Source organism: Frankia nepalensis (assembly GCF_016786325.1).
GTDB classification, from domain to species: domain Bacteria; phylum Actinomycetota; class Actinomycetes; order Frankiales; family Frankiaceae; genus Pseudofrankia; species Pseudofrankia nepalensis.
The window spans coordinates 1-26723 of record NZ_JADWYU010000163.1; the positions used below are offsets into that span (position 1 = coordinate 1).

General features: G+C 74.0%; 16 protein-coding genes and 1 pseudogene. 9 read left to right on the top strand and 8 right to left on the bottom strand.

Translation table 11 applies throughout. The features are described 5' to 3' along the window. Positions 1–282: 282 nt before the first annotated feature. Positions 283–1179 (top strand): peptidylprolyl isomerase, encoded by an 897-nt coding sequence (locus tag I6A81_RS45750; RefSeq protein ID WP_203006551.1) that lies wholly within the window; start codon positions 283–285, stop codon positions 1177–1179. Positions 1180–1245: 66 nt separating this feature from the next. On the opposite strand, the gene I6A81_RS25305 is transcribed toward I6A81_RS45750, so the two are convergent. The 4 genes from I6A81_RS25305 to I6A81_RS25320 all read right to left on the bottom strand — a co-directional run bounded on the left by I6A81_RS25305 (position 1246) and on the right by I6A81_RS25320 (position 7169). Beyond that, complete coding sequence (locus I6A81_RS25305; protein WP_203006552.1) at positions 1246–1497, bottom strand: hypothetical protein; 252 nt, start codon at positions 1495–1497, stop codon at positions 1246–1248. After that, positions 1494–2135: a hypothetical protein gene (locus I6A81_RS25310; RefSeq protein ID WP_203006553.1), complete on the bottom strand. Its 642-nt coding sequence runs from the start codon at positions 2133–2135 to the stop codon at positions 1494–1496. The genes I6A81_RS25305 and I6A81_RS25310 overlap by 4 nt, the downstream gene beginning before the upstream one ends. 291 nt (positions 2136–2426) lie before the next feature. Beyond that, entirely contained in the window at positions 2427–6092 is a 3666-nt protein-coding gene (locus I6A81_RS25315; protein WP_203006554.1) for a DEAD/DEAH box helicase, read from the bottom strand. Between the two features lie 141 nt (positions 6093–6233). Then, entirely contained in the window at positions 6234–7169 is a 936-nt protein-coding gene (locus I6A81_RS25320) for a helix-turn-helix transcriptional regulator (protein WP_203006555.1), read from the bottom strand. A 131-nt stretch (positions 7170–7300) separates the two neighbouring features. On the opposite strand from I6A81_RS25320, the gene I6A81_RS25325 reads away from it, so the two are divergent. Together I6A81_RS25325 and I6A81_RS25330 are read left to right on the top strand one after the other, a co-directional pair. Then, positions 7301–8011: an SDR family NAD(P)-dependent oxidoreductase gene (locus I6A81_RS25325; protein WP_203006556.1), complete on the top strand. Its 711-nt coding sequence runs from the start codon at positions 7301–7303 to the stop codon at positions 8009–8011. A gap of 273 nt (positions 8012–8284) precedes the next feature. Further along, positions 8285–9265, top strand: coding sequence for a hypothetical protein (locus tag I6A81_RS25330; protein WP_203006557.1), 981 nt, complete (start codon positions 8285–8287; stop codon positions 9263–9265). Between the two features lie 29 nt (positions 9266–9294). Here I6A81_RS25330 and I6A81_RS25335 read toward each other — a convergent pair whose 3' ends face one another. After that, positions 9295–11043 (bottom strand): alkaline phosphatase D family protein, encoded by a 1749-nt coding sequence (locus I6A81_RS25335; RefSeq protein ID WP_203006558.1) that lies wholly within the window; start codon positions 11041–11043, stop codon positions 9295–9297. A 37-nt stretch (positions 11044–11080) separates the two neighbouring features. Then, entirely contained in the window at positions 11081–11830 is a 750-nt protein-coding gene (locus I6A81_RS25340; protein ID WP_203006559.1) for an alpha-ketoglutarate-dependent dioxygenase AlkB, read from the bottom strand. 649 nt (positions 11831–12479) lie between these two features. Here I6A81_RS25340 and I6A81_RS25345 point away from each other — a divergent pair. After that, positions 12480–14705: a UvrD-helicase domain-containing protein gene (locus I6A81_RS25345; protein ID WP_203006560.1), complete on the top strand. Its 2226-nt coding sequence runs from the start codon at positions 12480–12482 to the stop codon at positions 14703–14705. Positions 14706–14885: 180 nt separating this feature from the next. Here the strand turns inward: I6A81_RS25345 and I6A81_RS25350 are convergent, their stop codons facing one another. Beyond that, positions 14886–15944: a phosphatase PAP2 family protein gene (locus I6A81_RS25350; protein ID WP_203007155.1), complete on the bottom strand. Its 1059-nt coding sequence runs from the start codon at positions 15942–15944 to the stop codon at positions 14886–14888. A gap of 409 nt (positions 15945–16353) precedes the next feature. Here I6A81_RS25350 and metH point away from each other — a divergent pair, with 409 nt between their 5' ends. From metH to I6A81_RS25365, 3 genes and pseudogenes are all read left to right on the top strand, one after another. Beyond that, positions 16354–20070 carry a methionine synthase gene (gene metH / locus I6A81_RS25355; protein WP_203007156.1) on the top strand — a complete coding sequence of 1239 codons (3717 nt, stop codon included), beginning with the start codon at positions 16354–16356 and terminating at the stop codon, positions 20068–20070. Positions 20071–20239: 169 nt separating this feature from the next. Beyond that, positions 20240–20434 (top strand): annotated as a pseudogene (locus tag I6A81_RS25360) (SAM-dependent methyltransferase); the annotation flags it as partial. A gap of 246 nt (positions 20435–20680) precedes the next feature. Then, complete coding sequence (locus I6A81_RS25365) at positions 20681–21244, top strand: P-loop NTPase family protein (protein ID WP_203007159.1); 564 nt, start codon at positions 20681–20683, stop codon at positions 21242–21244. 93 nt (positions 21245–21337) lie between these two features. On the opposite strand, the gene I6A81_RS25370 is transcribed toward I6A81_RS25365, so the two are convergent. Continuing rightward, a complete protein-coding gene (locus tag I6A81_RS25370; RefSeq protein ID WP_203007157.1) occupies positions 21338–21592 on the bottom strand; it encodes a hypothetical protein in 255 nt (84 codons plus the stop codon). A 280-nt stretch (positions 21593–21872) separates the two neighbouring features. Here I6A81_RS25370 and I6A81_RS25375 point away from each other — a divergent pair, with 280 nt between their 5' ends. Beyond that, a complete protein-coding gene (locus I6A81_RS25375) occupies positions 21873–24155 on the top strand; it encodes a WD40 repeat domain-containing serine/threonine protein kinase (protein ID WP_203007158.1) in 2283 nt (760 codons plus the stop codon). Beyond that, positions 24152–26554 (top strand): WD40 repeat domain-containing serine/threonine protein kinase, encoded by a 2403-nt coding sequence (locus tag I6A81_RS45080; protein WP_203010325.1) that lies wholly within the window; start codon positions 24152–24154, stop codon positions 26552–26554. The genes I6A81_RS25375 and I6A81_RS45080 overlap by 4 nt, the downstream gene beginning before the upstream one ends. The last annotated feature ends 169 nt before the right edge of the window (positions 26555–26723 follow it).

Here is a 26723-nt window from a genome sequence, read left to right on the forward strand (position 1 = left end):
TTTATTACCCACTGGGGGGCCGCGCGGCCCGCGCGGCGGGCGCCGGCGGTGGCGCCCGGCGCGGTACCGGCGCCGTGGCCGGCCCGGCAGTGGCCGGCGCCGGCCGGCCCACCCGTGGGATCGCTGCCCGTGCTGGGGCGCCCGGCGCCGCCAGCGCCCGGCGGTCCCATGCACCCGCCGCCACCCGCGCCGCGGCCAACCATGCCACCCGGGCCGCGGCCGTCGGCGCCGGGCGGGCCACCCGCGGCGATCCCGCCCCCGACGGCCGGTGGCCCTGGGCCGGTGGGCACCGCCACGGGGCCGCGGCACCCGTCCGGCGGCGGGCCGGCGCCCGGCGTCCCCGGCGGCCGGCGTCGGCGGCCCCACGGCGTGATCGCGGTCGGTTTCGTCGTCGGCGTCATCCTGCTCGCGGCGCTGGTCGCCGCCATCTCGCTCGCGATCGTCCACGCGATGTCCGACGACGACGAGCCGAGCGGCAGCGGCGTGGTGCCGACCACGTCGTTGGCCACGCCGCCCGCGACCAACGCCGGTCCTCCCGCGGAGGTCACCCAGGACCCGAAGAGCGCCGACGACACGGGCACGGGCACGACCGCTGGCCGATGCAGCTACTTCTCGACCCCACCGGTCGGGCGTGGGGCCGACCTGCCGCGACCGGCCTCGCGGGAGCCTGAGGGACGGTTCACGATGCAGATCAAGACCGCCCAGGGCACGATGACGGCGACGCTGGACGCGGACAAGGCGCCGTGCGCGGTCTATGCCGTGTACCAGCTAGCCCAGCAGGGGTACTACGACGGCAGCGAATGCCCCTGGCAGATGGACAACCCCGCCACCGGGTTCGCCGTCCTGCAGTGCGGCGACCCGTCGGGCACCGGCGGCGATGGCTCGCCGGGCTTCTACTACGACGCCGAGAACACCGAGGACACCGACTTCGGCTACGGCGTGATCGCGATGGCCGACACGGGCCGTGCCGGCGCCAACGGCGCTCAGTTCATCATCAGCTTCGCCAACCGGGACGGGCAGGGCATCGGTCAGCTGGCCGGCCCGTTCACGGTCATCGGCAGGATCACTGAAGGGTTCGACATCCTGGACCGTCTCGTCGATCCCGGCATCCTCGGAGACCAGGCCAAGGGCCGGCCGGTCAGCGGCGCCCGCCTCCAGTCGGTCACCGTCGAGCGGTGAGAGCGTCCCCGGACCCGCCAACCGTGCGTGGGAGGCGTGGCAGTCCCGGATCGTGGCCGAACCGCGTCAGCCCGTGGCCGCGGGCCCGGCGGGCGGGCCAGGCTCCCGGGCCGCGGTAGGTCGTCGGTCGGTGTCGCGAGAAGCGAAGCCGCACTCCGCGAACGCCCGGCCGCGCGCCGCGATGTCCTCACCCACCTCGCGAGCGCCGACCGGGTCGCGGCCGCTCGCCTCCGCCAGCGCCCGCGGGACGAGCAGCCGGCATACCAGGTTCCACCACTCGTCCTGACCGAGGCCCCCGGTCGGGCCCAGGGCCGTCATCGGGCCCAGCCCCCGGCGTCGGTGCCCGTGCCGGCAGCTGGCTCGGCCGCTGGGGGCTCGGTGGTGGAGCCGCCCGCGTCGGTGGCGGGCTCGGAGGTGGCCACCGGGCCGGCCTCACCGGTCCGTCCGGCACCGTCCAGGCCGGCGAAGACGCCGGCCAGCCGATCCTCGTCCGCCGGGCAGGGGTGCAGGGCGAGAAACAGGCTCAGCGCCCAGGTCATCGAAGCGGTGAGCACGGCGACGTCGTCGTCACCGACCCGGCCGAGCGCGTGCTCTCGTCCGAGCAGGCTGTTACGGACGACGACGGTCACCGCGGCCCGCGTCCAGGGGCGGGCCCCGGTTGGCTCGTGGCGCGTGGCCGCCTCCAGGAACGGCGCCACCAGCAGGTCACGGGCCCGGGCGCCGCAGGACGCGAAGTCGTGGCCGCGGGTCTCGATGTCCTTGCCCACCTCCCGGGCCGCGTCCCAGGGGGAGCCGGCGGAAGCGAGCAGCGACGGGATGATCGCGTTGCACAGCCAGCCCCACAGCTCGACGGGGCCGGGCCGCCAGCGGTCCCGGTCGGCGGGGCCGCTCGTCGTCGGCTCGCCCGGCGGTGGCCGCAGCGGAAGCCGCCAGAGCAGGTTCTCCAACTTGACCATGATCACGCTCCGTGTCGGGTCAGGGCGGTGCGCGCGCGACGTCATGGTCGTCGGGTTCGGCGCGCCTGTCGACCGGGGTCGCAGTCACTCGCCGGATCCCGTGTCCGCCAGGCTCGCGCTGATCCGCGCGGGGGCTGACTCCGGTGATCGTCGTTCCTGGCTCCCGGATCGCGGCCTGGCCGTGGCCCGGTCGCGGCGCTGGCTGGACGCCGTGGGCTCCCGGCCAGGCGGCCTCGACGGAGCCGGCTCCGGACCCTCGCCGGTGGGGCGGCCGAGGAGCGGCGGCCGCCGCTAGGCGAACAGGTGGCGGACGTCGTCCTCGGTGAGGCTCGCGCCGAAGGCGCCGCCGTCGTCGATGACGCTGGCGAAAAGGTGCGCCTTGCGGGCGGCCAGCGCCATCACCTTGTCCTCGATGGTGTCGCGGGCGACCAGCCGGTAGACCATGACGTTGCGGGTCTGGCCGATGCGGTGGGTCCGGTCCACCGCCTGCGCCTCCGTCGCCGGGTTCCACCACGGGTCGAGCAGGAAACAGTAGTCGGCCTCGGTGAGGTTCAGGCCGAAGCCGCCGGCCTTGAGACTGACGAGGAACACGCTCGCGGACCCGGAGGTGAACCGCTCCACCACGCTCGCCCGGTCGCGCGTCTTGCCATCGAGGTAACAGTGCTCGAGGCCGACGGCGTCCAGCCGGTCGCGGACCTTGCCTAGAAAGCCGGTGAACTGGCTGAACACGAGCGCGCGGTGCCCGCCGCCGATGACGTCGGCGAGCTGCTCGACCAGGGTGTCGATCTTGGTGGACGGCAGGTCGGCATGGGTGTCGTCGACGAGGCCGGCGTGCAGGCTCAGCTGGCGCAGCAACGTGAGCGAGCGCAGGATCGTGAACCTGTTGCGGTTGAGGTCGTCCACCAGGCCGAGGACCTTCTGCCGCTCCCGCTGCAGGTGGGTCTGGTAGAGCCGGCGATGGCGGGGGTGCAGGTCGACCTCGAGCACCTGCTCCTGCTTCGGGGGCAGTTCGGGCGCGGCCTGCTCCTTGGTGCGGCGCAGGAGGAGCGGCCGGATCCTTCGGCGCAGCCGGGCAAGCAGCTCCGGGTCGTGCGCCCGCTCGATCGGCTGGGCGTAGTACGCGCGGAACCGGGCCGGGTTCGGAAACAGCCCGGGAGCGGTGATCGACAGCAGCGACCACAGCTCCATCAGGTTGTTCTCCATCGGAGTGCCGGTGATGGCGAGCTTGAACGGCGCGGGCAGCAGCCGGGCGCACTGGTAGGCCTTGGACTGGTGGTTCTTCACCATCTGCGCCTCGTCGAGCACCAGGCCCGACCAGGCCAGCGCCGCGTAGTCGTCGATCTCCAGCCGGAACAGCGTGTACGAGGTGACGACGATGTCGGCGCCGGCGGTGGCGTCGCGCAGCGCCGCGCCACGGCGCTTCTGCGTGTCCGCGATGGTGACGACCCGCAGGCCCGGCGCGAACCGGCGTGCCTCCGCCGCCCAGTTGGCGACGACGCTCGTCGGCGCGACCACGAGGAACGGCGCGCGCGCCTCCTCGTCCATGGCCCGCAGCCCCGTCTCGGCGGGGACGCCGACCCGGCTGGCCTCCGCGGGTTCGCTGGCCCCCGCCGGGGCGGCGGCCCTGGCGGGCGCCGAGGTCGGGCTGGTCCCGGTGGCGCAGGTGGCGGCCTCACGGGTGTGGCAGACGAGGGCCAGGGTCTGCAGGGTCTTGCCGAGGCCCATGTCGTCGGCCAGGACGCCGCCCAGCCGGTTCTCCCAGAGGAACGCCAGCCACCGGAAGCCGTCGAGCTGGTAGGGGCGCAGGGTCGCCGCGAGCGACGCCGGCGCCGCGAGGTCGGCGCGCGGCGCCGCGAGCGCGAGCAGCCCGCCGACCTGCTCCCGCCAGGCGGACGCCTGCCGCTCGACGACGCCGAGCGCGGCCAGCTCGTCCCACAGGCCGGCCTGGAACCGGCTGATCCGCAGACCTTCACCGGGCTGGTCCGCGAGCGCCCTGGCCTCTTCGATGAGCCGGCGCAGGGCCGCGAGCCGGGGATCGCCCAGGCTGAGATAGGCGCCGTCGGAAAGCAGCAGGTACTCGTCGCCGCGGTCGAGCGCGACGAAGAGGTCCCGGAAGTTGATCTCGCGGCCGTCGACCGTCACGGTGACGCCGAGGTCGAACCAGTCGGTGTCGCCGTCGACGTCGTCGGTGGACACGGCGATGCGCAGGCTGTCGCCGACCTCCCGGTAGTCCGCGGCCTCGCCGTCGACCTCTACCCGCAGGCCCGGCCGTTCCGCCAGCAGCGGCAGGACCTCGGTCGTCACCCGCATCGTCTCGGCCCCGCGCAGTCGCCTCGCCGGCGGCGCCGCCAGCATCGCCTGGCCGGTCGCGCCGACGGGAACGGCGCCGTCAGGACCGGCCGCCAGGCGCCTGGCCTCGGCGGCGTCCCGGGCGGCGGTGAGCAGCTCGGCGGCGGCGGGCGGCAGGTCGAGAGCGGCGAGCACCTTCTGCTCGGCGCGGACGTCGCGCAACCCGCCCATCGCTCCCGCCGGCGCGGCGTCGCCCAGGGGCTCCGGCAGCAGCGGGGCGCGCAGCCGCTCGCCGTCGATCTCGTACGCCCACTCCCAGGACAGGTCGAGCTCGTGGCCCTCGCCGTAGGCGGCCCGCAGCACCAGCGTGGGCGGCGCCACCTCGGGCGGGTCGAACGAGCCGTCGCTGGAGACGACGTGCGCCAACCGGCGCAGCCGCGGGTAGAACGCGGCACGGAAGCGGGCCTGCCCGGCGGCGGGGACGGCGAGCCGTCCGCCGGCGAGGGCCATCCGCCGCAACGGCGCGTCGACCGGCTCGGCGAGGCGGGCCAGCCGGATGCGCCAGCCGCGGTGGTCCTTGGAGGCGGCGACGTCCGCCTGGTCGACGTAGACGACACCGTTGCCGTCCTCGCCGAGGAACGAGAAGGGCGTCATCCGGGGCGCGAGCTGACCGTCGAGGCGCAGCACCGGGGCGATCGTGAGCGCACTCCCGCCGTCCGGCTCGCGGGTGACGTCGAGCACCAGCTCGCCGTGGCTGTAGCGCGCCACGTCGCCCAGCTTCCCGCGGCCGTGGACCAGCCGCAGCCCGAGCGTCTCGGCCTCGTCGAGCAGGGCCCACAGCCCTCTGCTGCCGAACGTGGACAGGTCCAGCCGCCGGGCGTCGCCACGGTGGTGGCCGTACGCGTACGACTGCTGCTGAGCCCTGGACAGGGCGAACATCTCCCGTAGCAGCCGGACGTGCGCGGGGACGTACTCGGTCACCTGGTGCCAGGTGCTGAGCTGGTCCCAGGCGACGGCGCCCACCCAGCCGGTCTTTCCCTGCCTGACGAGCCGGGCGGTCACCCGCGGCCCCGCGTCGTCCTTGACGAGGCTCAGCTCGACGGCGAGCGGCGTCGTCCCGGACGGCGGCGGCGTCCACGCGGGGCGGTGGCGGGCGCGTTTGCCGTCGTCGGACACCGGGCCGAGGAGCTCCCCGAACGAGCGCTCCCAGGCGGGCGCCCGCGCGGCCCGCGCCGTCCCGGCGGCGCCGCGCCGCCCGGCGGGCAGGCCGACGGAGACCGCGCCCGCCCGCCGCGCGCCCGCGGCGATGGTCTCCAGTGCCTGGGAGGCCGCCGACGCGGGCCCGTCGCCCTCGGGAGAAGCGGCCGCGGCGAGCACCAGCGCGACGGCGTGCTTGCAGTCGACGCCCATCGGACAGGAGCAGACGCCCCCGTCGAACCGGCGAGACGCCCCGTTGCCGCGGAAATGGACGATCGTGGAGTACGGCTTGCGCCCGCTGCCCTCCACCCGGCCGACCAGCCTGCCGGCGGCCTCGTCCCACCGGGCGTCGACGACGTTGCCGCACCGCGCGTACGACGCGCCCCGCGCGAACGTGGCGCTGGAGACCGCCTCACGCAGGCCCGCCGTGGTGGGCCCGGCTCCGGGCGCGGGCCGTGACGCGGGTGGCATGGCCGGCAACCTAGCAGCCCTGCCGGTTTAGGCCCGGAAGGCCACTTTGTCCCCGCGGCGCGGACCACCGCGAGCCCACGCCTTGACGCGCGCGGCCGCCGGCCCCGCCCCGGGCACGCCGCCGCGCGAGGGCCGGCACGCTCATGGATCGCTCCGTTCCCCTTCCGGAGGCCGGGAAGGCCGCTCGGCGGCCCTGACGGCCGCTGCCTCGGCGGCGAAGCGCTGCGTGCCCAGGACGCGCAGGAGGGCGAGCGCCTCGGCCTCTCGGGAGCCGGGCGGGGCGGAGTAGACGACCACCGCCTGGTCGACGTCGGGGACGTGCAGGGTGTCGCAGTCCAGCGTCAGCGAGCCCAGCGACGGATGGACGACCGTCTTGCGATGGCTGCGCCAGCCGCCGGCGACCCCGCTCTCCCAGAGCCGGCGGAAGTCGGCCGAACCGGCGCGCAGCCGCGTGAGCAGCGCCGCCAGGCCCGGGTCCCGCGGGTACCGGGCCGCGGCGGACCGCAGCGCCGCCACCGCCTGGGCCGCCGTCGCCGCCTGCTCCTCGTCGGTCTCGCCGACCCGGGCACGGCCCGCGTCGGTCGCCGCGTCGGGCAGGAAGCGCAGGACATTGATGTTGCGCCGCTCCGCCGGCAGCACCGACCAGTCACCGAGCATCGCGCTGGACATGGCGTTCCAGGCCAGGATGTCGCCCTTGGCGCTGACGACCATCGCCGGCAGGTCGACGAACCGGTCGATCAGGCGCAGCACGCTCGGCCGGACGTGCAGCTCGATCGTCCCCAGTGCCGGCGGCGCCCACCCGGCCAGGTGGAACAGCTCGTCGCGGCTGGCCGGGTCGAGCCGCAGCGCCCGGGCGAGCGCCCCCAGGACCTGCGTCGACGGCTGGGGCCCACGGCCCTGTTCCAGCCGGATGACGTAGTCGACGCTGATGCCGGCGAGCATGGCCAGCTCCTCGCGGCGCAGCCCGGCGACCCGGCGCGACCGGCGCGGGCCGGCGGGCAGGCCGACATCCGCCGGCTGGACCCGCTCCCTGGCCCGCCGGATCGCCGCGGCCAGCCCCGCGCGGTCGACGCTCACCCGTCCAGCATGCCCGCGCCACCGCGCATCGAGGCGGGTTCGCCGTCGCGGCGGGCCGCGCAGGGTGGTACCGCCGGTCCCACGACCGCGCGGCCCTCCCGCCCTTCGCCGCGTCGTCCGACGCTGGTCCCATGACAACCGTGCTGATCACCGGGGCGAACAAGGGCCTCGGTCTGGAGACCACCCGCCGCCTCGCCGCGCTTGGCTGGACCGTCTGGCTCGGCTCCCGCGACACCGAACTCGGCGCGAAGGCCGCGGCGTCGATCGTCGCCGGGCAGGCCGGCGCCGACGTCCGCGTCCTGCCGGTCGACGTCACCGACGACGGCTCCGTCGCGGCGGCCCTCGCCGCCGTCCGCGCCGCGGGCACCGGCCTGGACGTGCTGGTCAACAACGCAGGAATCGGCGGTGTCCGCAAGACTCCCGCCGACACCGTGCCAGCCGACTTCCTCGCCGTCTTCGGCGTCAACCTGCTCGGCCCGGTCCGGATGACGCACGCCTTCCTCCCACTGCTGCGGGAGTCGGCGGCGCCGCGGCTGGTCATGGTGTCCAGCGGGATGGGCTCGTTCGGGGTGACCACGGACCCGGACCGGCTGGAGTCGACCCTGCACGGGCTCGTGTACCCGTCGTCCAAGGCGGCGCTGAACATGGTCGCGACGATGTACGCGAAGTCGCTGCCCGACGTCGGCGTCCGCGTCGTCGATCCCGGCTACACCGCGACCGCGCTGAACGACTTCGCCGGGATCCAGACCGTCGCGGAGGGCAGCGACGCCATCGTGCGGGCCTGCGTGGCCGACTCGGTCCCCGGCCTCTTCTTCGACCGGACCGGCCCCGTGCCGTGGTGAGGAGGCCCGCGGCCGGACCGGGAAAGGCCGTTGTTCTCGAAGTCGGCGGCAAATTCTCGCAATAGCGCTCGTCAAGCGCTCTTCTGTCGTTTTACAAGCGCTCGAAGTCGTTGTCGATGGTGATGTTTGCCCATTGGCTCGTCGTCCGTCGCGTTGGCGGTTAGGATGCACTTCAGGTAATTTTCGTAGGCGACGGGAGAAAGGAGTTCCAAGAGACGTCGCTCGCGGTTTCCTGTTTGCCCTTTCGAGGCCGAATTCCGTATGGTTGTCGGCATGCCGAGTGGGGAGCATGAGGCGGCCGTCGAGATGGCCATGAGGGGCGCGGACGTGGTGGTCAGGATGCTGTCGAGATTCGGGCACAAGGCCCCCGAGTCCCGCGACGTCGTCGAGCAGAGCACGGCCATGCGGATGATGGCGCCGCGCACCTACCACGCTGACGGGGCGCAGCTGTACAGGGGTCTCGACGGCCGGCCGGAGCTGGGAGTCGTGCTGGAGGTGCAGCGCCGTTGGGATCCGGAGAAGCAGTGGACCTGGCTGCTTTATGTGGCACACATGACGGTCAGGCTCCGGGTCAGGACCGTGTTGCTGGTCTACTGTTCGGATCCCGCGGTCGCCGAGCGTTACAAGAAGCTGTTCGACCCCGAGGACCGCTTCGTGCCGCTGCGGCCGATCATCTTCTCGCCGCTCGACGTACCGCGGATCGTCGACGTCGCGGAGGCCAGGGCCGACCCGGCGTTCACGGTGTTCTCGGCGATCTGCCACGGCGGGGACGCCGACATCGACGAGTTCTTCCCAGCGCTCGCGGCGGTGTTGGAAACGGTTAGCCGCGAGACGGCTATCTCCTACGATGACATAGTGCGCGCCGGGCTGCCTCCGGGTGCCCGCGTACGTTGGGAGGATTACATGGTCAGGGCCACCGGCCACAGGTTTTACAGCGACTTCTACCGCGAGCTCGACGCCCGGTCACGTGCCGACGGCCGCGCCGAGGGTCGCGCCGAGGGTCGCGCCGAGGGTCGCGCTGAGGACAGGAGGCATTCGGTGCTGGTCGTGCTCGACGAGCGCGGCGTGTCCGTGCCTGCCTCGGCCCGCGAGCAGATCCTCGCCTGCGCCGACCTGGACCAGCTCGGCCGCTGGCTCCGCCGCGCCATTACCGCGGTCACCGTCGACGACGTCTTCCAGGACCTGGCCGGACACGGCACGGGCCAACGAGCGGCCCGGCCTCTCCGGAGCCGGCAGGCCGGACCGACGGCGTGACCCGCCGCGGCCTCGCCGGCGCCGGGGCGTCAGGTCAGGGGCGCGCGTAGGACCTCGTCGAGACCCCCAGGCTCGCCGTCGGGCTCGGTCTTCTCGAGGAGCAGGGTCGCCGTCCGGCCGTCCAGCCGAAGGGTGGCGAGCTGGCTGTCGAACCAAGGCCCATGAGTGACCGTCCAGTCGAGCGGGGAAGCCTTGGCGCCCAGCAGGCGGGCCAGGCGGCCGGAGACCGCGGCCGGAAAACGGCGGCGGGAGATGGAGTCGACACGCCGGATACCTGGCCCGAGCGGGTTGCGGAACGGGGAGCAGACCGCCTGCCAGATGGGGGCGGCGTCGCCGTCGGCGTGTACCCGCGCCAGGTAGGCGTGGTGGACGTCGCCGGACAGGACGACCACGCTCGCCGGGACTGGGCCGTGGCCGCCGGTGGCGACCGCGGTCAGCAACTGGGACATCTTCCGGAAGGAGTGGTCGAAAGCGGCCCAATGCTCGAGGTCGAGGGTCCGGCGGACGCGCTCGGCGCCGGCCGCGACCACCCGGCCGAACCGGCCGGCGGCGACCCGTTCGGTGGCCGCCTCCACGTTATGGATCATGTCGGTGAGGAGGAACGGGACGGACGTGCCCAGCAGCAGGTGGTCGACCTCGCCGGAGTGCCGGGTCTGCTCCTCGATCCACGACCAGGCCGCGTCGTTCACCATCCTTCGGGTGCCGTCGGCGGCGACGACCCGGCCGAGCCGGGAGTCGATCACGATCAGCCGCGTGCGGCCGAGATCCCACCGGTAGCTCCAGCGTGGTGACCCGGGGATGCCGCCCGAGTCGCCGTCCCCGTCCGGGCCGTCGCCGACCGGCGTGCCGCGATCGGCCAGTCGGTCGGCTCGGCGGGCGAAGACGCGCAGCACCTCCTCGGCGTCCTCGCCCTGAGCGGCGAGGTCCGCCACCGCGCGCCAGACAGGGTCGGCGGCGCGGGTTTCCGGGTCGAGGTTGCCCAGGTGCTGGTAGAGCCAGTAGGCCATGATCCCGCCGGTGACCCGAGCGTCCCACCAGGGCTGGGCCAGGATCCACGCGCGCCAGGACGCCGAGATGTTCCAGTCGTCGCGGACGTCGTGGTCGTCGGCGATCATCGCCGTCGGGACGGTCGACAGCAGCCAGCGGATCTCCGGCTGCGACCAGGCCTCCTGGTAGAGCCAGCAGTACTCGGTGAAGTCGGCGATTTCCTCCCCGGGCGGCTGGGTGACGTCCCGGCGTTCCCGGATGCGCGCCGCGGTCTCCGGGGAGACGTGGTCGGCGTAGACCTGGTCGCCGAGCAGCAGGAGCGCGTCCGGCCAGGTGTCAGGGTCCGTCTCGGCCATCCGCAGCGCGAGGGCGTGCAGCGCGTCCGTCCCCAGCCCCTTCGGGTCCTCCGTCGAGTTGAGCGTGTACGGCTTGGCCTGCGGCGCCGTCACCCGGCACGATCCGAAGACGAGCTGGACCGGCTGGTCGCCGCCGACCGGCCGGAGCAGGCTCGGCGGTCCGGCCGCCCCCGGCTCGGGCCAGACCCGGGTGTCCTCGGACGGCTCCTCGGCCGGGGCGAGCCAGACCTCGTAGGGGTAGACGCGGCCCGCCACGAGCCCGTCGACCGTCACGAGCGCGAAGTGGTGGCCGGCGACGGCGAAGGTCCGCGAGCTGGCCCGCGGTCCGTCGGCGGTCCGCACCTCGACGTCGCCGGGTACATCGGTCTCGACCCAGACGGTCACCCGCCCGGCGTCGGCGAACCGGTGCATGGGGCCGAGCAGAAGACTAGCCATAGCGCCCCATTCTCCGACACGGCCGCGGCGCCCCGCGTCAGCGGACGTCGCGGGGGCGGAACTGGACGCTGATCCGAGGGCCGACGGAGCGGGCGGTCTTGGGGACGGCGTGCTCCCAGGTGCGTTGGCAGCTGCCGCCCATGACGAGCAGGTCGCCGTGGCCGAGCTCGTGCCGGATCGTCGTGGCGGCGTGACCGGCCGGCACGGCGGCCGGCATCGAGTGACCGGACGGCATCCGGCGCCGCCTGTCCGCCGGCCCGCCAGGGCGGGGCCGCAGCAGGAGCGCCCGCGGGGCGCCGAGGACCAGGATCGCGACCATCGTGTCGTGGGTGGCGCCACGGCCGGTCCGGTCGCCGTGCCAGGCGACGCTGTCGCGGCCGTCCCGGTAGAAGGCGAGGCCGACGGTGGCGAACGGCTCACCGAGCTCGAGGGCGTAGTGCTCGTCGAGGGCACGCCTGGCCGTCTCCAGCGCGGGGTCGGGCAGCGGCTGGCCCCTGTCGTAGAAGCTGAGCAGCCGGGGCACGACGACGGTCCGGTCGTACATCGGCCGTCGCTCCGCCCGCCAGGGGACCTCGGCGCGCAGCCGCTCGAACAGCGGGTCGGCGCCGGCGACCCAGCGCCGTCGTACGTCGACCCACGCCCCGCCGGCCAGCCGGTGCCGGCGCAGCCCGGCGCTCACCGGGCCGACCCTCGTCACGTGCTTCACGCCGCGCGGGCCCGTGTAACTCAGGTCCGTGTCGAGCAGGTCCGTGTCGAGCAGCGATGCCTGGAACGGCGCTCCGACCATACCGCGAGATTATCAAACATATGTTCGATCTGGCGGCTGTGGGCGATGGGAGTCTCGGCCGAGAGTGCCGCGCCGCGCGGCTTCAGCGCGGTGAATCCGGCTCGGCTCCGCCCTTGTGCCGGCGACGTCGCCGGGTCGTCGTGGTGCGGGCGACTTGGTTCTCTCTGGTCGATCTGGGGTTGTGCCATTCCGGCTTGTGGGGCAGCTTTTCCACGTCTTCCTGCTGATGCTGGGCGAAGTGTCAAAGTTACGGATCTGATGCTGCTGCCCGTACTTCGTCGCCGAGGGAACGCGGATCGGGTGTGGGCTGATCGGTCGGCGTCCGGGGGAGTGGTTCCGCGCTCACGGGGGTGGGCGCGGCGACACGATCGAACTGGTGTTCGATTTCCGTGAGGCGGTGACCTAGGCTCACGCGTTGACGGCTGGCGGGCACCGTGAGGCGGGAGACGGTCGAAACCGGTCGAGCTTTCGAGGCTGAACCGCCAGATGGGCGCACCGTCATGCCGGAGATGGCATGAAGCCCGCAGATAGCGGCGTAAGCGCTCGTATGGTCTCAGACAGCGCGCGCGAGTCGGCGCAAGCCGCGATGTACTGGCGTGAACCGGCCGCGACGCGTGGGCGCACAGGTGGGGACGGGAGGGACGGTCGGGTGGCTCGGCTGGGTATTGACAGGGACTTCCTGCTGGATTTCGCGCGGCTGGACAAGCCCGTCCGAGAGAAGGTCACCGACACGTTCGCGAAGTTCGAGCGCGCGACGCACGCCGGTGTGCATCTTGAGAAGATCGTCAACGCGCGCGACGACCGGCTGCGCACGATCCGGATCGACCAGTTCTGGCGCGGTGTCGTGCTCGCTCCCGACGACGGCGACCTGTTCACCCTGCTCAAGGTGCTGCCGCATGACGACGCCTACCACTGGGCGCAGCGGCGCCGGGTGTCGGTGAACGCGGCCACCGGCCGGATCGAGATCCGCGACAGCGTCGCCCTCGACCAGACCCTGCCGGAGCTGGCCCGTTGGGCGAGCCGGGCCGCCGAGGTCCGGCGGCTGCTCGCCGGTGTCGACGACGCGACGCTGCGGCGGCTCGGTGTCGACGACCAGACGCTCGCCTTCGCCCGCGCACTCACCGACGTCGCCCAGCTCGAGGCCGCCAGGGCGTTCCTGCCGGACAGCCAGTGGTCGGTGCTCTACGGCCTGGCCGCGGGGATGACCCCCGAGGAGGTCTGGGCGGACCTCGCGGCCGCCACCAGCACCTCCGGCGGCGAGCGGCGACCCGCCGTGACCGACGGCGCGACCGCCGGGCGGGCCCGCTTCGACCCGGACGACGTCACCGCCGCGGTCAGGCGCAGCCAGGACCGGGTGGTGCTCGTCTCCGGCCCAGCCGAACTGCTGAGCATGCTGAGCCACCCGTTCGACCTGTGGCGGGTCTTCCTGCATCCCGTCCAGAACAAGGTCGCCTTTGGCCATTACCGCGGCCCGGCGCGCGTCACCGGCGGTCCGGGGACCGGCAAGACCGTCGTCGCGCTGCACCGCGCCCGTCATCTGGCGGTCGGCGGCGAGGGGCCGGTCCTGCTGACCACGTTCACGAGGGCGCTGACGTCGACGATCGAGGCGAGCCTGGCCCTGCTGGCCGAGGAGGTCGAGATCCGCGATCGGATCACGGTCCTCACCGTCGACCAGGTCGCCAACCGGATCTACCGGGAGGCTCACGGCAACCCGCCGCTCCTGGCTGGCTCGGACGAAACCTTGCTTTGGCAGCAGATCCTCGCCGAACACGGGCTGCCACTGCGCGATCGGTTCGTCGCCGACGAATGGCGCCAGGTCATCCTCGGGCATGGGATCACCGACATAGCGGGCTACCAGGCCGCCTCCCGTGCCGGGCGCGGCCAGGCACTGACCGCCGGGCAGCGCGCCCGGGTGTGGACCGTCATCGAGGCGTTCCAGGCGCGGCTGCGGGAACAGGGTGTGGTCACCTACGCGATGGTCTGCGCCGAGGCGACCCGGCTGCTGCAGGCCGGCGCCGTCCGCCCCGACCTGTTCGGCGCGCACGCGCCGCGCGTCCCGGTTCCCCGGGGTGGCCGCCGGCCGTTCCGGCACGTCGTCGTCGACGAGGCGCAGGACCTCAGCCCCGTCCAGTGGCGGCTGCTGCGCGCCGTCGTCGGTCCCGACGAGAACGACCTGTTCCTGGCCGGCGACGCCCATCAGCGGATCTACGGCAACCGGGTGACGCTGCGCGAGCATGGCATCGTCGTCACCGGCCGGGCCAGCCGGTTGACCATCAACTACCGCACGACGGCCGAGATCCTCGCCTGGAGCCTCGGCATGCTGCGGGACGAGCGGATCAACGACCTGGACGGCGGCCTCGACAGCATCGCGGGCTACCGGTCCGAACTACGCGGCCGCCGCCCGGTGCTCGTCGCCGCGCCGACGCCGTCCGATGAGCTCAAGGGCCTCGTCGACGTGATCCGCCGCTGGCTGGACGAGGGCATCGACTCCGCCGAGATCGGGGTCGCGGCCCGCAGGAACACCCTGGTCGACGAAGCGGTCGCGGCGCTGGGCGACGCGGGGATCATCGCCCGGGCGCTCAGCAAGCCCAAGCTGAAGGGCCGCCGGGGCGCCGCCCCCGTTCGGCCCGTCGCCGTCGGCTCGATGCACGGCATGAAGGGGCTGGAGTTCCGCTGCCTGGCGGTGGTCGGCGTGTCCGAGGGGATCGTGCCCGCGCACGGCTCGGTGACGCCGGCCGACGAGGATCCCTATGCGCACACCCAGGACCTCCAGCAGGAGCGCTGCGCGCTCTTCGTCGCCTGCACCCGCGCCCGCGAGCAGCTCTACGTCTCCTGGAGCGGCACCCCCAGCCCGTTCCTCGCGGCCGTGCGCTGAGCCGCGCGGTGCCCGCGGTGCCCGCGGCGCCGGCCAGCCTGGCGCGAACCTCGTCGCGTCCCGCGCGGGGGGCGGGGGGGGGGCCGGGGGGGGGGGGGGGGGGGGGGGGGGGGGGGGGGCGGGCGGGGGGCGGCGTGGCCCGGGGCCCGTGGCATCGCGGCGGCGGGCAGGCGGCCGGGCTCAGCCGGGGGCCGCTCCGGAGGCGGGCTCCGGGGCTGGGCGGGCGGACGGGCGGGTCCCGTCGGGGAGCGGCGCGCGGTCGAGTGGCCCGCCGGGCGTTCGCCGCTCGTCTTCGGGTGTGAGCCGGGAGCGGCGACGCCACGCGCGGCGGACGAGGAGAACGATCGCGACGGCGACCAGGACGTCGACGAAGCCCGCGACGGCGTCGAGAAGATAGTGGTTGGCGGTCGCCATGACCACGAGCGTGGTCAGGACCGGGTAGCACGCCCCGAGCACCCGGACGACCCGCCCGCGAGCATGGCGGGCGAGCAGGTAGCCGCACCACAGGGCCCAGCCGCAGTGCAGCGACGGCATCGCGGCGTACTGGTTGGTCAGGCCGCCCATCCCGCGAGGCGCGCTCGCGTCGCCACCCCACCAGCCCCACGAGCTGACCTCGGCCATCGTGTCGTGGTACCCGGAGCCGTCGAGCAGCCGCGGCGGCGTGGTCGGCAGCAGCCAGAAACCGACGAGCCCGAGGATCGTCGCCAGCAGGATCGTGCTGCGTGCCACCCGGTAGTGGCCCGGACGGCGCCGGTAGATCCAGACGAGCACCGCGGGCGTGAGGATGTAGTGCAGCGTCGCGTAGAAGTAGCAGGCCGGGACCGCCAGCGCCGTCACCTGCGCCAGGAGGTCGTTGAGCGTGTGCTCCGGGTTCAGGTGCCAGAGGTTCTCCAGGCGCAGCAGCTCGCGGCCGGTGGCGTCGGCGGACGCCAGGTTGTCGCTCTTGAGGCCGCGGACAGCGGTGTAGAGGCCGTAGAGGGACGCGATGCTCACGAGCTCGAGCCACCAGCGCGGCCGGGGTTCCTCCTCGGCCGGCGGAGAAGTTCCCGCCTGATCGGCGAAGCTGATCTGGGAGGTCAGCGAGCTGGCAGGCCCACGGCGGCTCGCCGCCGCGGGCATCGGTGGCGCGCCGCGTTCAGGATCCGGCGGCTCGTCCCCGCCCGGTCCTTCGCCGCGTTCCCGGCGCTGGTGGGGACGGGGACCTCCGGAATCCGCGACACCGCTCGTCGCGACGGCCACCTGGACCTCCTCCGGATCTTGACGACGGGCGGGCACGGCCAGCTCGACCTGAAGGTGTGACTTTTTTAAGGGTCATCGACGACAAAACGGCCCGTCAACCGATTAAGCCGCAGCAAGAAGACGGTGTGAGGCCAGCCACCTATCGTCTGGGTGTCCTTCTGGTGGCCTGTCCGTGACCGCGTGGCGTACCACCGCTGGTGGGTGCCCGGACCAGGTGCCCCGGGCCTTGCGGTGACACGGCGTGGCCGGCGCGGTCCCCATGGAGAACCGGCGCGGCGGCGCAGTATGGTCGTTGTCAGGTCGAGAGGCGCTGCAACGGGCCACCACGGGCGGGTCACATCCCGCGGGGTTTGCGAGTGAGCCCGCCACGCTCGGCTGGCACGGACATCCGGAAGGGCGCCTCCCACACATGTCTGCGGGAGGTGGTCTCGTGGTTGCGGCTCGGGCTCAGGCGGTCGAGCGGGCGGGGCGGGTCGAGGCGCTCAAGGGGCTGCTCGCCCAGCGGGTCGTCGTCATCGACGGCGCCTACGGCACCATGCTGCAGGGTGTGGGCCTCACCCCGGCCGACTACCGGCTCGGCGGCTTCGTCCCCGCCGACCACCCGCGCGACGTCACCGGCGACCCGGACCTGCTCAACCTCACCCGCCCGGACGTCATCCGCGACGTGCACCGCCAGTACCTGGACGCGGGCGCGGACATCGTCACCACCAACACGTTCACCGCGACCAGCATCGGCCAGGGTGACTACAGCCTGCAGTCGCTGGTGCGGGAGATGAACGTCGCCGGCGCGCGGCTGGCGCGCGAGGCCGCCGACGCGGTCGCCGCCGAGACCGGCGAACCCCGGTTCGTCGCCGGCTCCATCGGCCCGCTCAACGTCACCCTGTCGCTGTCGCCGCGCGTCGACGAGCCGGCCTACCGCGCCGTCACGTTCGACGAGGTGAAGGCCGCCTACGCCGAGCAGATCGACGCGCTGGTCGAGGGCGGGGTCGACCTGCTGCTCATCGAGACGATCTTCGACACGCTCAACGCCAAGGCCGCGATCGCCGCCGCCAGTGAGGTCGCCCCCGAGCTGCCACTGTGGATCTCGGTGACGATCGTCGACATGTCCGGGCGGACACTGTCCGGCCAGACGGTCGAGGCGTTCTGGAACTCCGTCGCGCACGCCGAACCGCTGGTCGTCGGGCTGAACTGCTCGCTCGGCGCCGCGGAGATGCGGCCCTACGTCGCCGAGCTCGCCCGCGCCGCCGGCACCCACGTCGCCAGCTACCCGAACGCGGGCCTGCCGAACGCGTTCGGCGGCTACGACCAGACTCCCGCCGAGGCAGGGGAGCTGCTCGGCGAGTTCGCCACCTCGGGCCTGGTCAACATCGTCGGCGGCTGCTGCGGCACCACCCCGGGGCACATCGCGGCGGTCGCCGCCGCCGTCAGGGGTGTGCCGCCGCGCCCGGTGCAGGCGCCGCCCGCGCGCACCCGGTTCAGCGGCCTGGAGCCGTTCGAGATCGCCCCCGACACCGGCTTCGTGATGATCGGTGAGCGGACGAACGTCACCGGCTCGGCGAAGTTCCGCCGCCTCATCGAGGCGGACAACTACCAGGCCGCCGTCGACGTCGCCCTCGAGCAGGTCCGCGGCGGGGCCAACCTGCTCGACGTCAACATGGACGCCGACCTGCTCGAGGGCGAGCAGGCGATGACCACGTTCCTCAACCTGGTCGCGACCGAGCCCGAGGTCGCCCGCATCCCGATCATGATCGACAGCTCCAAGTGGAGCGTGCTCGAGGCCGGGCTGCGCTGCGTGCAGGGCAAGGGCGTCGTCAACTCGATCAGCCTCAAGGAGGGCGAGGAGCCCTTCCTGGAGCACGCGCGCAAGATCCGGTCCTACGGCGCCGGCGTCGTCGTCATGGCCTTCGACGAGCGTGGCCAGGCGGACACCGCCGACCGCAAGGTCGAGATCTGTGCCCGGGCCTACGACCTGCTGACCCAGAAGGTGGGCTTCCCGGCCGAGGACATCATCTTCGACCCGAACGTGCTGGCGGTCGCGACCGGCATCGCCGAGCACAACGGCTACGCCAAGGAGTTCATCGAGGCCCTGCCGCGCATCAAGGAGCGCTGCCCCGGCGTCCGGACCAGCGGCGGCATCTCGAACCTGTCGTTCTCGTTCCGGGGCAACGACGTCGTCCGCGAGGCGATGCACTCGGCGTTCCTGCTGCACGCGGTGCGGGCCGGGCTGGACATGGGCATCGTCAACGCCGGGCAGCTCGCCGTCTACCAGGACATCCCCGCCGACCTGCTGGAACTGGTCGAGGACGTGCTGTTCGACCGGCGCGAGGACGCCACCGACCGGCTCGTCGCGTTCGCCGAGGAGCTGCGGGCCGCGGGCGGCGGCGCCACCGGGCCGCGCCGCGGGGCAGACCTGTCCTGGCGCGAGGCGCCCGTCGAGGAGCGGCTCTCGCACGCGCTCGTGCACGGGATCGTGGACTTCATCGAGGGCGACACCGAGGAGGCCCGCCAGAAGGTGGCCAGGCCGCTCGAGGTCATCGAAGGTCCGCTCATGGACGGCATGAAGATCGTCGGCGACCTGTTCGGCTCGGGCAAGATGTTCCTGCCGCAGGTCGTCAAGAGCGCCCGGGTGATGAAGCGCTCCGTCGCCTACCTCGAGCCGTACATGGAAGCCGAGAAGGCCCAGGCGCTCGCCGAGGGCCGGATCGAGCCGGGCCGGGGCGCCGGCAAGGTGGTGATGGCGACCGTCAAGGGCGACGTCCACGACATCGGCAAGAACATCGTCGGCGTGGTGCTGGGCTGCAACAACTACGAGGTCATCGACCTCGGCGTCATGGTCCCGGCCGCGAAGATCCTCGACACGGCGGTCGCGGAGGGCGCGGACGCGGTCGGCCTGTCCGGGCTGATCACGCCGTCGCTGGACGAGATGGTCGGCGTCGCGGCCGAGATGCAGCGGCGCGGCCTGAAACTGCCGCTCCTGATCGGCGGCGCGACGACGTCGCGGCAGCACACCGCCGTCCGGATCGCCCCGGCGTACGAGGGCACGACCGTGCACGTGCTCGACGCGTCCCGCGTCGTCGGCGTCGTCTCCGACCTGCTCGACGACGACCGCGCCGCCGCGCTGGACGCGCGCAACCGCGAGGAGCAGGCCACGCTGCGGGAGCAGCACGAGGCCCGCCAGCAGCGGCCGCTGCTGTCCCTGGCGGCCGCCCGCGCCAACCGCGAGCAGGTCGACTTCGCGGGCCTCCCGGTGCCGGCGTTCACCGGGGCGCGCGCCCTCACTCCGAGCATCGCCGAGCTGCGCGAGTTCATCGACTGGCGGTTCTTCTTCCTGGCCTGGGAGCTCAAGGGCACCTACCCGGCGATCCTGGAGCAGCCGGTCGCCCGCGAGCTGTTCGACGAGGCCAACGCGCTGCTGGACAAGATCATCGCGGACGGTTCGTTCACCGCCCACGGCGTCTACGGTTTCTGGCCGGCGCACGCCGACGGCGACGACATCGTGGTCGAGAGCGGGCCGGCCGGTTCCACGACCCTCTTCCCAATGCTGCGCCAGCAGAGCGAGAAGCCGGCCGGCCGGGCGAACCGGAGCCTCGCCGACTACATCGCCCCCGCGGGCGGCGGCGATCACCTGGGTGCGTTCGCCGTCTCCATCCAGGGCGCCGAGGACCTGGCCGCTGGCTTCGAGGCAGACCAGGACGACTACCGTTCGATCATGGTCAAGGCGCTGGCGGACCGACTCGCCGAGGCGTTCGCCGAGTACATCCACCTCGAGGCCCGCCGCGCCTGGTTCGAGCCCGATGCCGCGCCGGCGCTGGAGGACCTGCACGCGGAGCGGTTCCGCGGCATCCGCCCGGCGCTGGGCTACCCCGCCTGCCCCGACCACACCGGGAAGCGCGCCCTGTTCGACCTCCTCGGCGCCGAGTCGTTCGGGATGGGCCTGACGACCTCCTACGCCATGACCCCGGCGGCGGCCGTCAGCGGTCTGATCTTCGCCAACCCCGCGGCCCGCTACTTCACCGTCGGCCGCGTCTCCCGCGAGCAGGTCGAGGACTACGCGCGTCGCCAGGGCAAGGACCTGGCCGAGGTCGAGCGCTGGCTGCGCCCCAACCTCGCCTACGACCCCGCCTGACACCTGGACCGGGCCGGGGGCGCGTGCCGAGGTCTCGCCTCGGCGCGCCCCTGGCCCGGCGCGCTCTCTGGCTTGTCGTGGCCGTTGCTTGCCGCGATGGGCAGTATGTCCGCCACGCTACGCGATAGTGCTGCCGCGCCGTCTGCCCAATGTCGCGCGGAGATGGCCTATGACTGAGGATCTGTCAGCGTCCAGCTCATCGGGCCCGGACGAGGCCGCGAACCCGCCTTTCCCGATCGACACCTCGGTTCCGCACTCGGCGCGCATCTGGAACTACTGGCTCGGCGGGACCGACTGTTACCCGGTCGATCAGGCGGCGGGCGAGGAGTACCTCACGGTGTTCCCCGGCATCGCCGAGCTCGCGCCGCGACGCGGATCGACGGGCGGTCCGCCGTGCTGCCCGCGTGCCGGATGACGTGATGGTTGGAGGCATACCCGCCAGGACCTTCGGTGGCCGGCTCCAGGCATAGACCGCGCGGAGCGGCGTTCGAGTACGCGATCCGCTTGCCCGGCCCTTGCAGTGTGATTCTCAGCCGCCTGCTGAAGTACGAACGATCGTCGAGTTGGCTCCAGCGGCGCCGAACAGCCCGCTATCCTCGGCCAAGTGGCGATGTTGGGGGCCGCGGATCCCCTGCCAGGGCGGCCGCGGCGGGTGTTGGTGGCGGGGACGTCGGGTTCGGGGAAAACGACGCTGGCCGGGCGAGTGGGGGAAGCACTCGGGATTCCACACATCGAGTTGGATGGTCTGCACCACGGTGCCGGCTGGACGCCGAGGGAGGCATTCGTGCCGGATGTCGAGGCGTTTAGCGCCGGACCCGCGTGGGTGACGGAATGGCAGTACAACACCGTGCGTGGACTGCTCGCCGACCGAGCTGACCTGATGGTCTGGCTGGATCTGCCCCGGCGGACGGTCATGCGGCAGGTAACCATCCGCACCGTGCGCCGGCGGATTCGCCACGAGGTGCTGTGGAACGGAAATGTCGAGCCACCGCTGCGCACAGTCCTGACCGACCGCGAACACGTCATCCGCTGGGCCTGGTCCGGCCACGCCAAGAACCTGCCGCGCGTCCTGGCCCTGCGGGAGCGGCGCCCTGACCTCCCGATCGTCCGCCTGCGCAGCCGCGCCGCCGTTCACCGTTGGTGTGCGGGCCCCCTGCGTGCCGCGGGCCGGTAGCCGTCGGCTGTCGCCAGGTCGGTCCGTCGCCGGCCGGCGGCGCCTCTGGCACCCGGCCTGCGGAAGGCGGCGGTCCGCCGTGAGCGTCGGGCGTCAGGAGTCGCCGTCGGACGGGCGCCGGGTCCGGCGGCGGGCGCGGAGCGCGGAGAACCACCCGGCCGTCGCGATCGCGTTGCCCACCGCGTTGCCGCCGTCGGAGGTGGCGATGGCCCCAGCGGCGGCACCGGTCAGCCGGTCCGCGCAGTCGGGGCATAACCGGCGGCCGGTGACCGAGACCGTGATCGGGCCGGTCCCGCGCCGGTCACAGCCGTCGCAGATGAAGGACGGTTTCGCGTTGCCGAGTGGCATGGCCTCATCCCTGGGTGTGCGGCTGGACAGCCGGCCGAGGCCATGGCTGTGCCCTCGAGTGTGACCACCGGCGCCGCCTCGCGGCGGCCATCCGCGACAGATCTGAGCCAGCCGCGCGAATGGGTGATGCCGTAGGGACAACCAGGGACCGACCGGGGTGAACGCTGGGATACGGTTACGCCCTGACGGCCGTCTCGGGGGAAGGACGGTCCGGGTCGGGGGAAAGATGACCAGCGCGACGGGTTCGTCAGCCGCGGGGCGGCAGCCGTCGGGATCGACCGTGTTCACGGCCTCGGAAACGCCGTCCGTTCTCGGCCAGGTGGGCCCGTACCAGCTGGAGCGGCGGCTCGGCGCGGGTGGTATGGGCGCCGTCTACCTCGGCCGTGGCCCTGGCGGCGAGCAGGTCGCGGTGAAGGTGATCCGGCCCGACCTCGCCCGGCATCCCCAGTTCCGCGCGCGGTTTCGCCGGGAGGCGGACGCCGCCCGGCGGGTACAGCCGTTCTGCACGGCCGCGGTCGTGGCCGCCGACACCGAAGGCCCGGTGCCGTTCATCGCGAGCGAGTTCGTCGACGGTCCGTCGTTGCACGAGCGCATCCGGCGCGGCGGCCCGCTGGGCCCGACCGACCTGCACCGGCTGGCGGTCGCGACGGCGACCGCGCTGGCGGCCATCCACGCGGCCGGGGTCGTGCACCGTGACCTCAAGCCGGCCAACGTCATGCTCTCCCCGCTGGGTCCCCGGGTCATCGACTTCGGGATCGCCGTCGCCAGGGACGAGACCGCCGCGCTCACCCAGCACAGCGGCATCATCGGCACTCCCGCGTACATGTCCCCGGAACAGGCCAGCGGCGGCGCCGTGGGGCCGGCGTCGGACATCTTCGCCTGGGCCGGCCTGATCCTCGCCGCGGCCACCGGTCGTCAGCCGTTCGGCGGGCCGGACACCCCGGTGCCACTGATCATCGAGCTGATCCTCACCGAGACCCCGGCGCTGACCGGCCTCGACGAGCCGCTGCGCGGGCTCGTGGAGCGGGCGTTCGCGCGGGACCCGGCCGAGCGCCCCACCGCCGAGGAACTGCTGCTCCGCCTCGTCGGCGCCCGCCCCGACGGGGTCGCCCCCGTTGCCAGGCCCGGGCCGGGCAACGAGCTGGACCAGGACGTGTCGGCGATGCTGGCCACGCTCGCGCACGCCCGGCGCGGCCGGGGCAGGCGTGGCACCGGGCGGAGCCTTCCGCGCCGCCGCGCGACCCGGGGCCAGGTGGCGCTGGTGACCGTGATCGTGGCCGTGCTCGCGCTGGCCGCCGTGGCGGTGCCGCTCGGCCTGCGCGCGGACGCCACGGCGGACGCGGCGCTGGCGGAGGACCTGCGGGAGACCTCCAGGCGGATCGCGGCGGCGGCGCCGCGGATCGCGTCCGAGGACCCGGCCGCGGCGGCCCGGATCGCGCTGGCCGCCGTCCGGGCGGCACCGACGCCGCAGGCCCGCGTGGCGCTGGCGAGCCTGACCGGGCGCGCGCTGCCCAAGGAGAAGAACTACCTGTGGTCGGCCGAGCCCAGCCCCGACGGCCGGCTGGTGGCCACCACGTCCCCCAACAAGACCGTGCGGCTGTGGGACGTCACCGCCTCGCCGCCGGCGCTGCTGGCCACCGCGGCCCACGACGCCTCGTCCTACGGCGTGGCGTTCTCCCCGGACGGCACGGTGCTGGCGACGACCGGGCAGGACCGGGTCACCCGGCTGTGGGACGTCGCGGACCGGCTGGCGCCGCTCGCGACGATGGACGGAAAGGACGCCGACTCGGTGATGGACGTGGCGTTCGCGCCGGACGGCAACCGCCTGGCGACGGCGGGAACGGACGGCACCGTCCACATCTGGGACGTCAGCGACCGCCGGCACCCGGTGCCCGCCGACGTGCTGAGCGAGCACTCCGACAGCGTCACCGCCGTGCGGTTCAGCCCCGACGGCCAACTGCTGGTGACCGCCAGCAAGGACGACACGGTCGCCCTGTGGACGCTGGCGCCCGACACGGCCCCTGCGCGGGTCGCCATCATCACCGGTGGTGGGGGGATCGAGGGGGTGGCCTTCAGCCCGGACGGCCGGCTGCTGGCGGTCGCGGCCAACACGGACGAGGCCACCGACGAGGGCGCCGACGAGGTCACCCTGTTCGACGTCGAGGACCCGGCCAGCCCCAGGCGGGCCGGCGTGGCGGCCGTGCCCGCGGACCCCGGCGCCGAGGAGTTCTCGGCCTACTACCAGACGGTGGCGTTCAGCCCGGACGGCCTGATCCTGGCCGCGGGGCACGCCACCGGGGAGATCGTCCTGTGGAGCGTCGAGGACCCGGCGCGTCCGGCCCCGCTGGACCGGCTGCCGTCCGACGGCGTGCGCCAGGACGTGGCGTTCAGCGCCGACGGCGGCCTGCTGGTCACGACGGCCAACCTGCTCGCGCGCCTGTGGACGCTGGACGCCGACGCCGCGGCGGCGCTCGTCTGCGCCGACGGCCAGGCTCCGGGACTGGCGGACCGCTGGGCGCGGCTCCTGCCTGACGTCCCGTTCGCCGACCCGTGCGTGACGTGAGCGAGCCGGGCCAGGCCGCGACGGGCGCGGGTGGCACCGCCGTCGGCGCGGCGGGGTACGGCACGCCGTTGGTCGCGGGCGACCCGCCGTGGATCGGCCGCTACCAGGTCCGATCCCGGCTGGGTGAGGGCGGGATGGGGACCGTCTACCTCGCCGCCCCGGCGGCCTGGGCCGGCGCGCTTCCCGGTGAACAGCTGGTCGCGATCAAGGTCATTCGGGCGGATCTCGCGAGCGACCCGCGGTTTCGGGCGCTGTTCCGGGCCGAGGCCCAGGCCGCGCTGCGCGTCCCCTCGTTCTGCACGGCCCGGGTGCTGGACGTGGACACCGAGGGCCCACGGCCCTACATCGTCTCCGAGTTCGTCGACGGCCCGTCACTGGCCGACGTCGTCGCCACCCACGGGCCGCTCGCGCCCGCGGACGTGAACCGGGTCGCTGTGGCGACGGCGACCGCGCTCGCCGCGATCCACGGCGCCGGCCTGGCGCACCGCGACCTCAAGCCGGCCAACGTGCTCCTGTCGACCCTCGGGCCGCGGGTCATCGACTTCGGTATCGCGCGCGCCCTCGACCCGGGCGCCGAGGCCGCCGCCCGCGCCGGCCGGTCGCTGGCCAGGACGCTGGTCGGCACACCCGCGTTCATGGCCCCGGAGCAGGCCCTCGGCCAGCCGGCCACCACCGCGTCCGACGTCTTCGCCTGGGGCCTGGTGGTGCTGTACACGGCCACCGGCCGGCTGGCGTTCGGAGAGCCGACCACGCCGGGGGCGGTGCTGCTGCACCGGGTCGTGTTCGACGAACCGGACCTGTCCGGGCTGGCGGAACCGCCGCTGGCGGCCGTCGCCGAAGCGCTGGCGCGGGACCCGGCCCGTCGCCCGGCGGCGCGGGAGATCCTGCTGCGGCTGGTCGCCGGGATGAGCCACGACGAGGGTGGGGCCTCGGCGCCCCGGCCGGGGGACGGCCCGCCGCCGCGAACGGTGGCTGGGACGGCCGAGGAGACGGCCACGCTGGCGACGGTCGCGGCGAGCGCGTTGGCCGGTCCGGTCGCGCGGCCCACCCGGCCGTCGACGGCTGGCGGGGCCGGCGCGGGCCGCCGCCGCCGGCGCGGCCGGCTGCTGGCGGCCGTCGCGCTCGCGCTCGCCGTCGTGGCCGCCGCGGTCGCCGTGCCGATCACCATGACCCGGGACACGGCCGTCGACAGCGCGCCGTCGGGGCCGCTGACGGACCGGGAGAAGACCCTGCTGGCCCGTCAGCTGCTCGTCGACGCGGACACCCGACGCGAGACCGACCCCGGCCTGGCCACCCAGCTGACGGTCGCCGCGTACCAGCTCGCCGACCTGCCGCAGACCCGAGGCGCCGTGCTCGCGGCCACCGGGGTGGCGGCGCCCGTCGGCGACCGGGCCCCGGTGACCGTCGCGGTCAGCGCCGACGGGAGCCTGGTGGCCGAGGCCGACGGCACGAACGTCCGCGTGCACGCGCTCGCGGACCTCGCCGGGCCCGACCTGGTCGCCGCGCTGCCGGTGGTGGACGCGGGAACCGGCTCGGTCACGTTCGTCGGCGCCGGCCACCAGATCCTGACCTTCGGCGGCGACCCCGTCGGCCGGCTCTGGGACCTGCCCGACGCCTCGGCGCCCAGCCAGCTCGGCCAGCTCGCCGCGCACACCGACATCGTCGCCGGCGTCGACGCGAGCCGCGACGGCCTCAGGGCGGTCTCCGGCGGGATCGACGAGACCGCCGTGCTCTGGTCGATCGCCGACCCGCGGGCGCCCGCCGTGCTGGCGGTGCTGCCGCAGGGCGACGGCGGGCCGAACGACCCGGACGTCTACGACGTCGCGATCAGCCCGGACGGCCGGCTGGTCGCGGCGGCGAGCTTCGGCCGGGTCCGCCTCTGGGACGTCGCCGACCCGGCCGACCCGGCGATGCTGGCCGACCTGGAGCTGCCGTCGTCCGGCTCCGAGGTGACGTTCAGCGCCGACGGCACGCGGCTCGTCGCCGGCGACGGCGACGGCTTCGTGGTGACCTGGGACGTCAGCGCGCCAGCGCGGCCGACCAAGCTCGCCCAGCTGCTTCACGGCAACTGGGTCGAGGCGGTCGCGCTGAGCCCCGACGGGAACCTGCTGGCGACCGGTGGCTGGGACGGCGGCATCAAGCTCTGGGACGTGACGGACCCGACGCGGCCGCGGCTGAGCGCGTCGCTGTCCAACGTCTCCAGCTACCACGTCGACGGGCTCGCCTTCACCCCGGACGGCCGCCGGATCGTCGGCGCCGTCACGCCGTCGCTGGCCGTCTGGGAGCTCGACCCGAAGACCGCGATCGCCACCATGTGCGCCACGGTCACCACCCCGATCACCGCCGACCAGTGGGCGAGCTTCGCGCCCCGCGTCCCGTACTCCCCGCCCTGCCCCTGATCCGTCGATCCGGACGCCCTACGACACCGTGGCCGTCAGGCCCGCGGGCCGCGCGGGGGGGGGCCGGGCCCGGGCGCCCGCCGCGGGGGCGCCACGACTCCTGGCCGCCGAGGCGGGACGGGTCCGGGGCGACGACCCGGACCTGGCTCGCCGGCTCGCGCTCGCGGCC

Coding starts and splice junctions, on each gene's coding strand:
- I6A81_RS25305 (WP_203006552.1), bottom strand. CDS start 1,497: ATGACGGCCCTGGGCCCGACCGGGGGCCTCGGTCAGGACGAGTGGTGG.
- I6A81_RS25310 (WP_203006553.1), bottom strand. CDS start 2,135: ATGGTCAAGTTGGAGAACCTGCTCTGGCGGCTTCCGCTGCGGCCACCG.
- I6A81_RS25315 (WP_203006554.1), bottom strand. CDS start 6,092: ATGCCACCCGCGTCACGGCCCGCGCCCGGAGCCGGGCCCACCACGGCG.
- I6A81_RS25325 (WP_203006556.1), top strand. CDS start 7,301: ATGACAACCGTGCTGATCACCGGGGCGAACAAGGGCCTCGGTCTGGAG.
- I6A81_RS25330 (WP_203006557.1), top strand. CDS start 8,285: ATGCCGAGTGGGGAGCATGAGGCGGCCGTCGAGATGGCCATGAGGGGC.
- I6A81_RS25335 (WP_203006558.1), bottom strand. CDS start 11,043: ATGGCTAGTCTTCTGCTCGGCCCCATGCACCGGTTCGCCGACGCCGGG.
- I6A81_RS25340 (WP_203006559.1), bottom strand. CDS start 11,830: ATGGTCGGAGCGCCGTTCCAGGCATCGCTGCTCGACACGGACCTGCTC.
- metH (WP_203007156.1), top strand. CDS start 16,354: ATGTCTGCGGGAGGTGGTCTCGTGGTTGCGGCTCGGGCTCAGGCGGTC.
- I6A81_RS25365 (WP_203007159.1), top strand. CDS start 20,681: ATGTTGGGGGCCGCGGATCCCCTGCCAGGGCGGCCGCGGCGGGTGTTG.
- I6A81_RS25370 (WP_203007157.1), bottom strand. CDS start 21,592: ATGCCACTCGGCAACGCGAAACCGTCCTTCATCTGCGACGGCTGTGAC.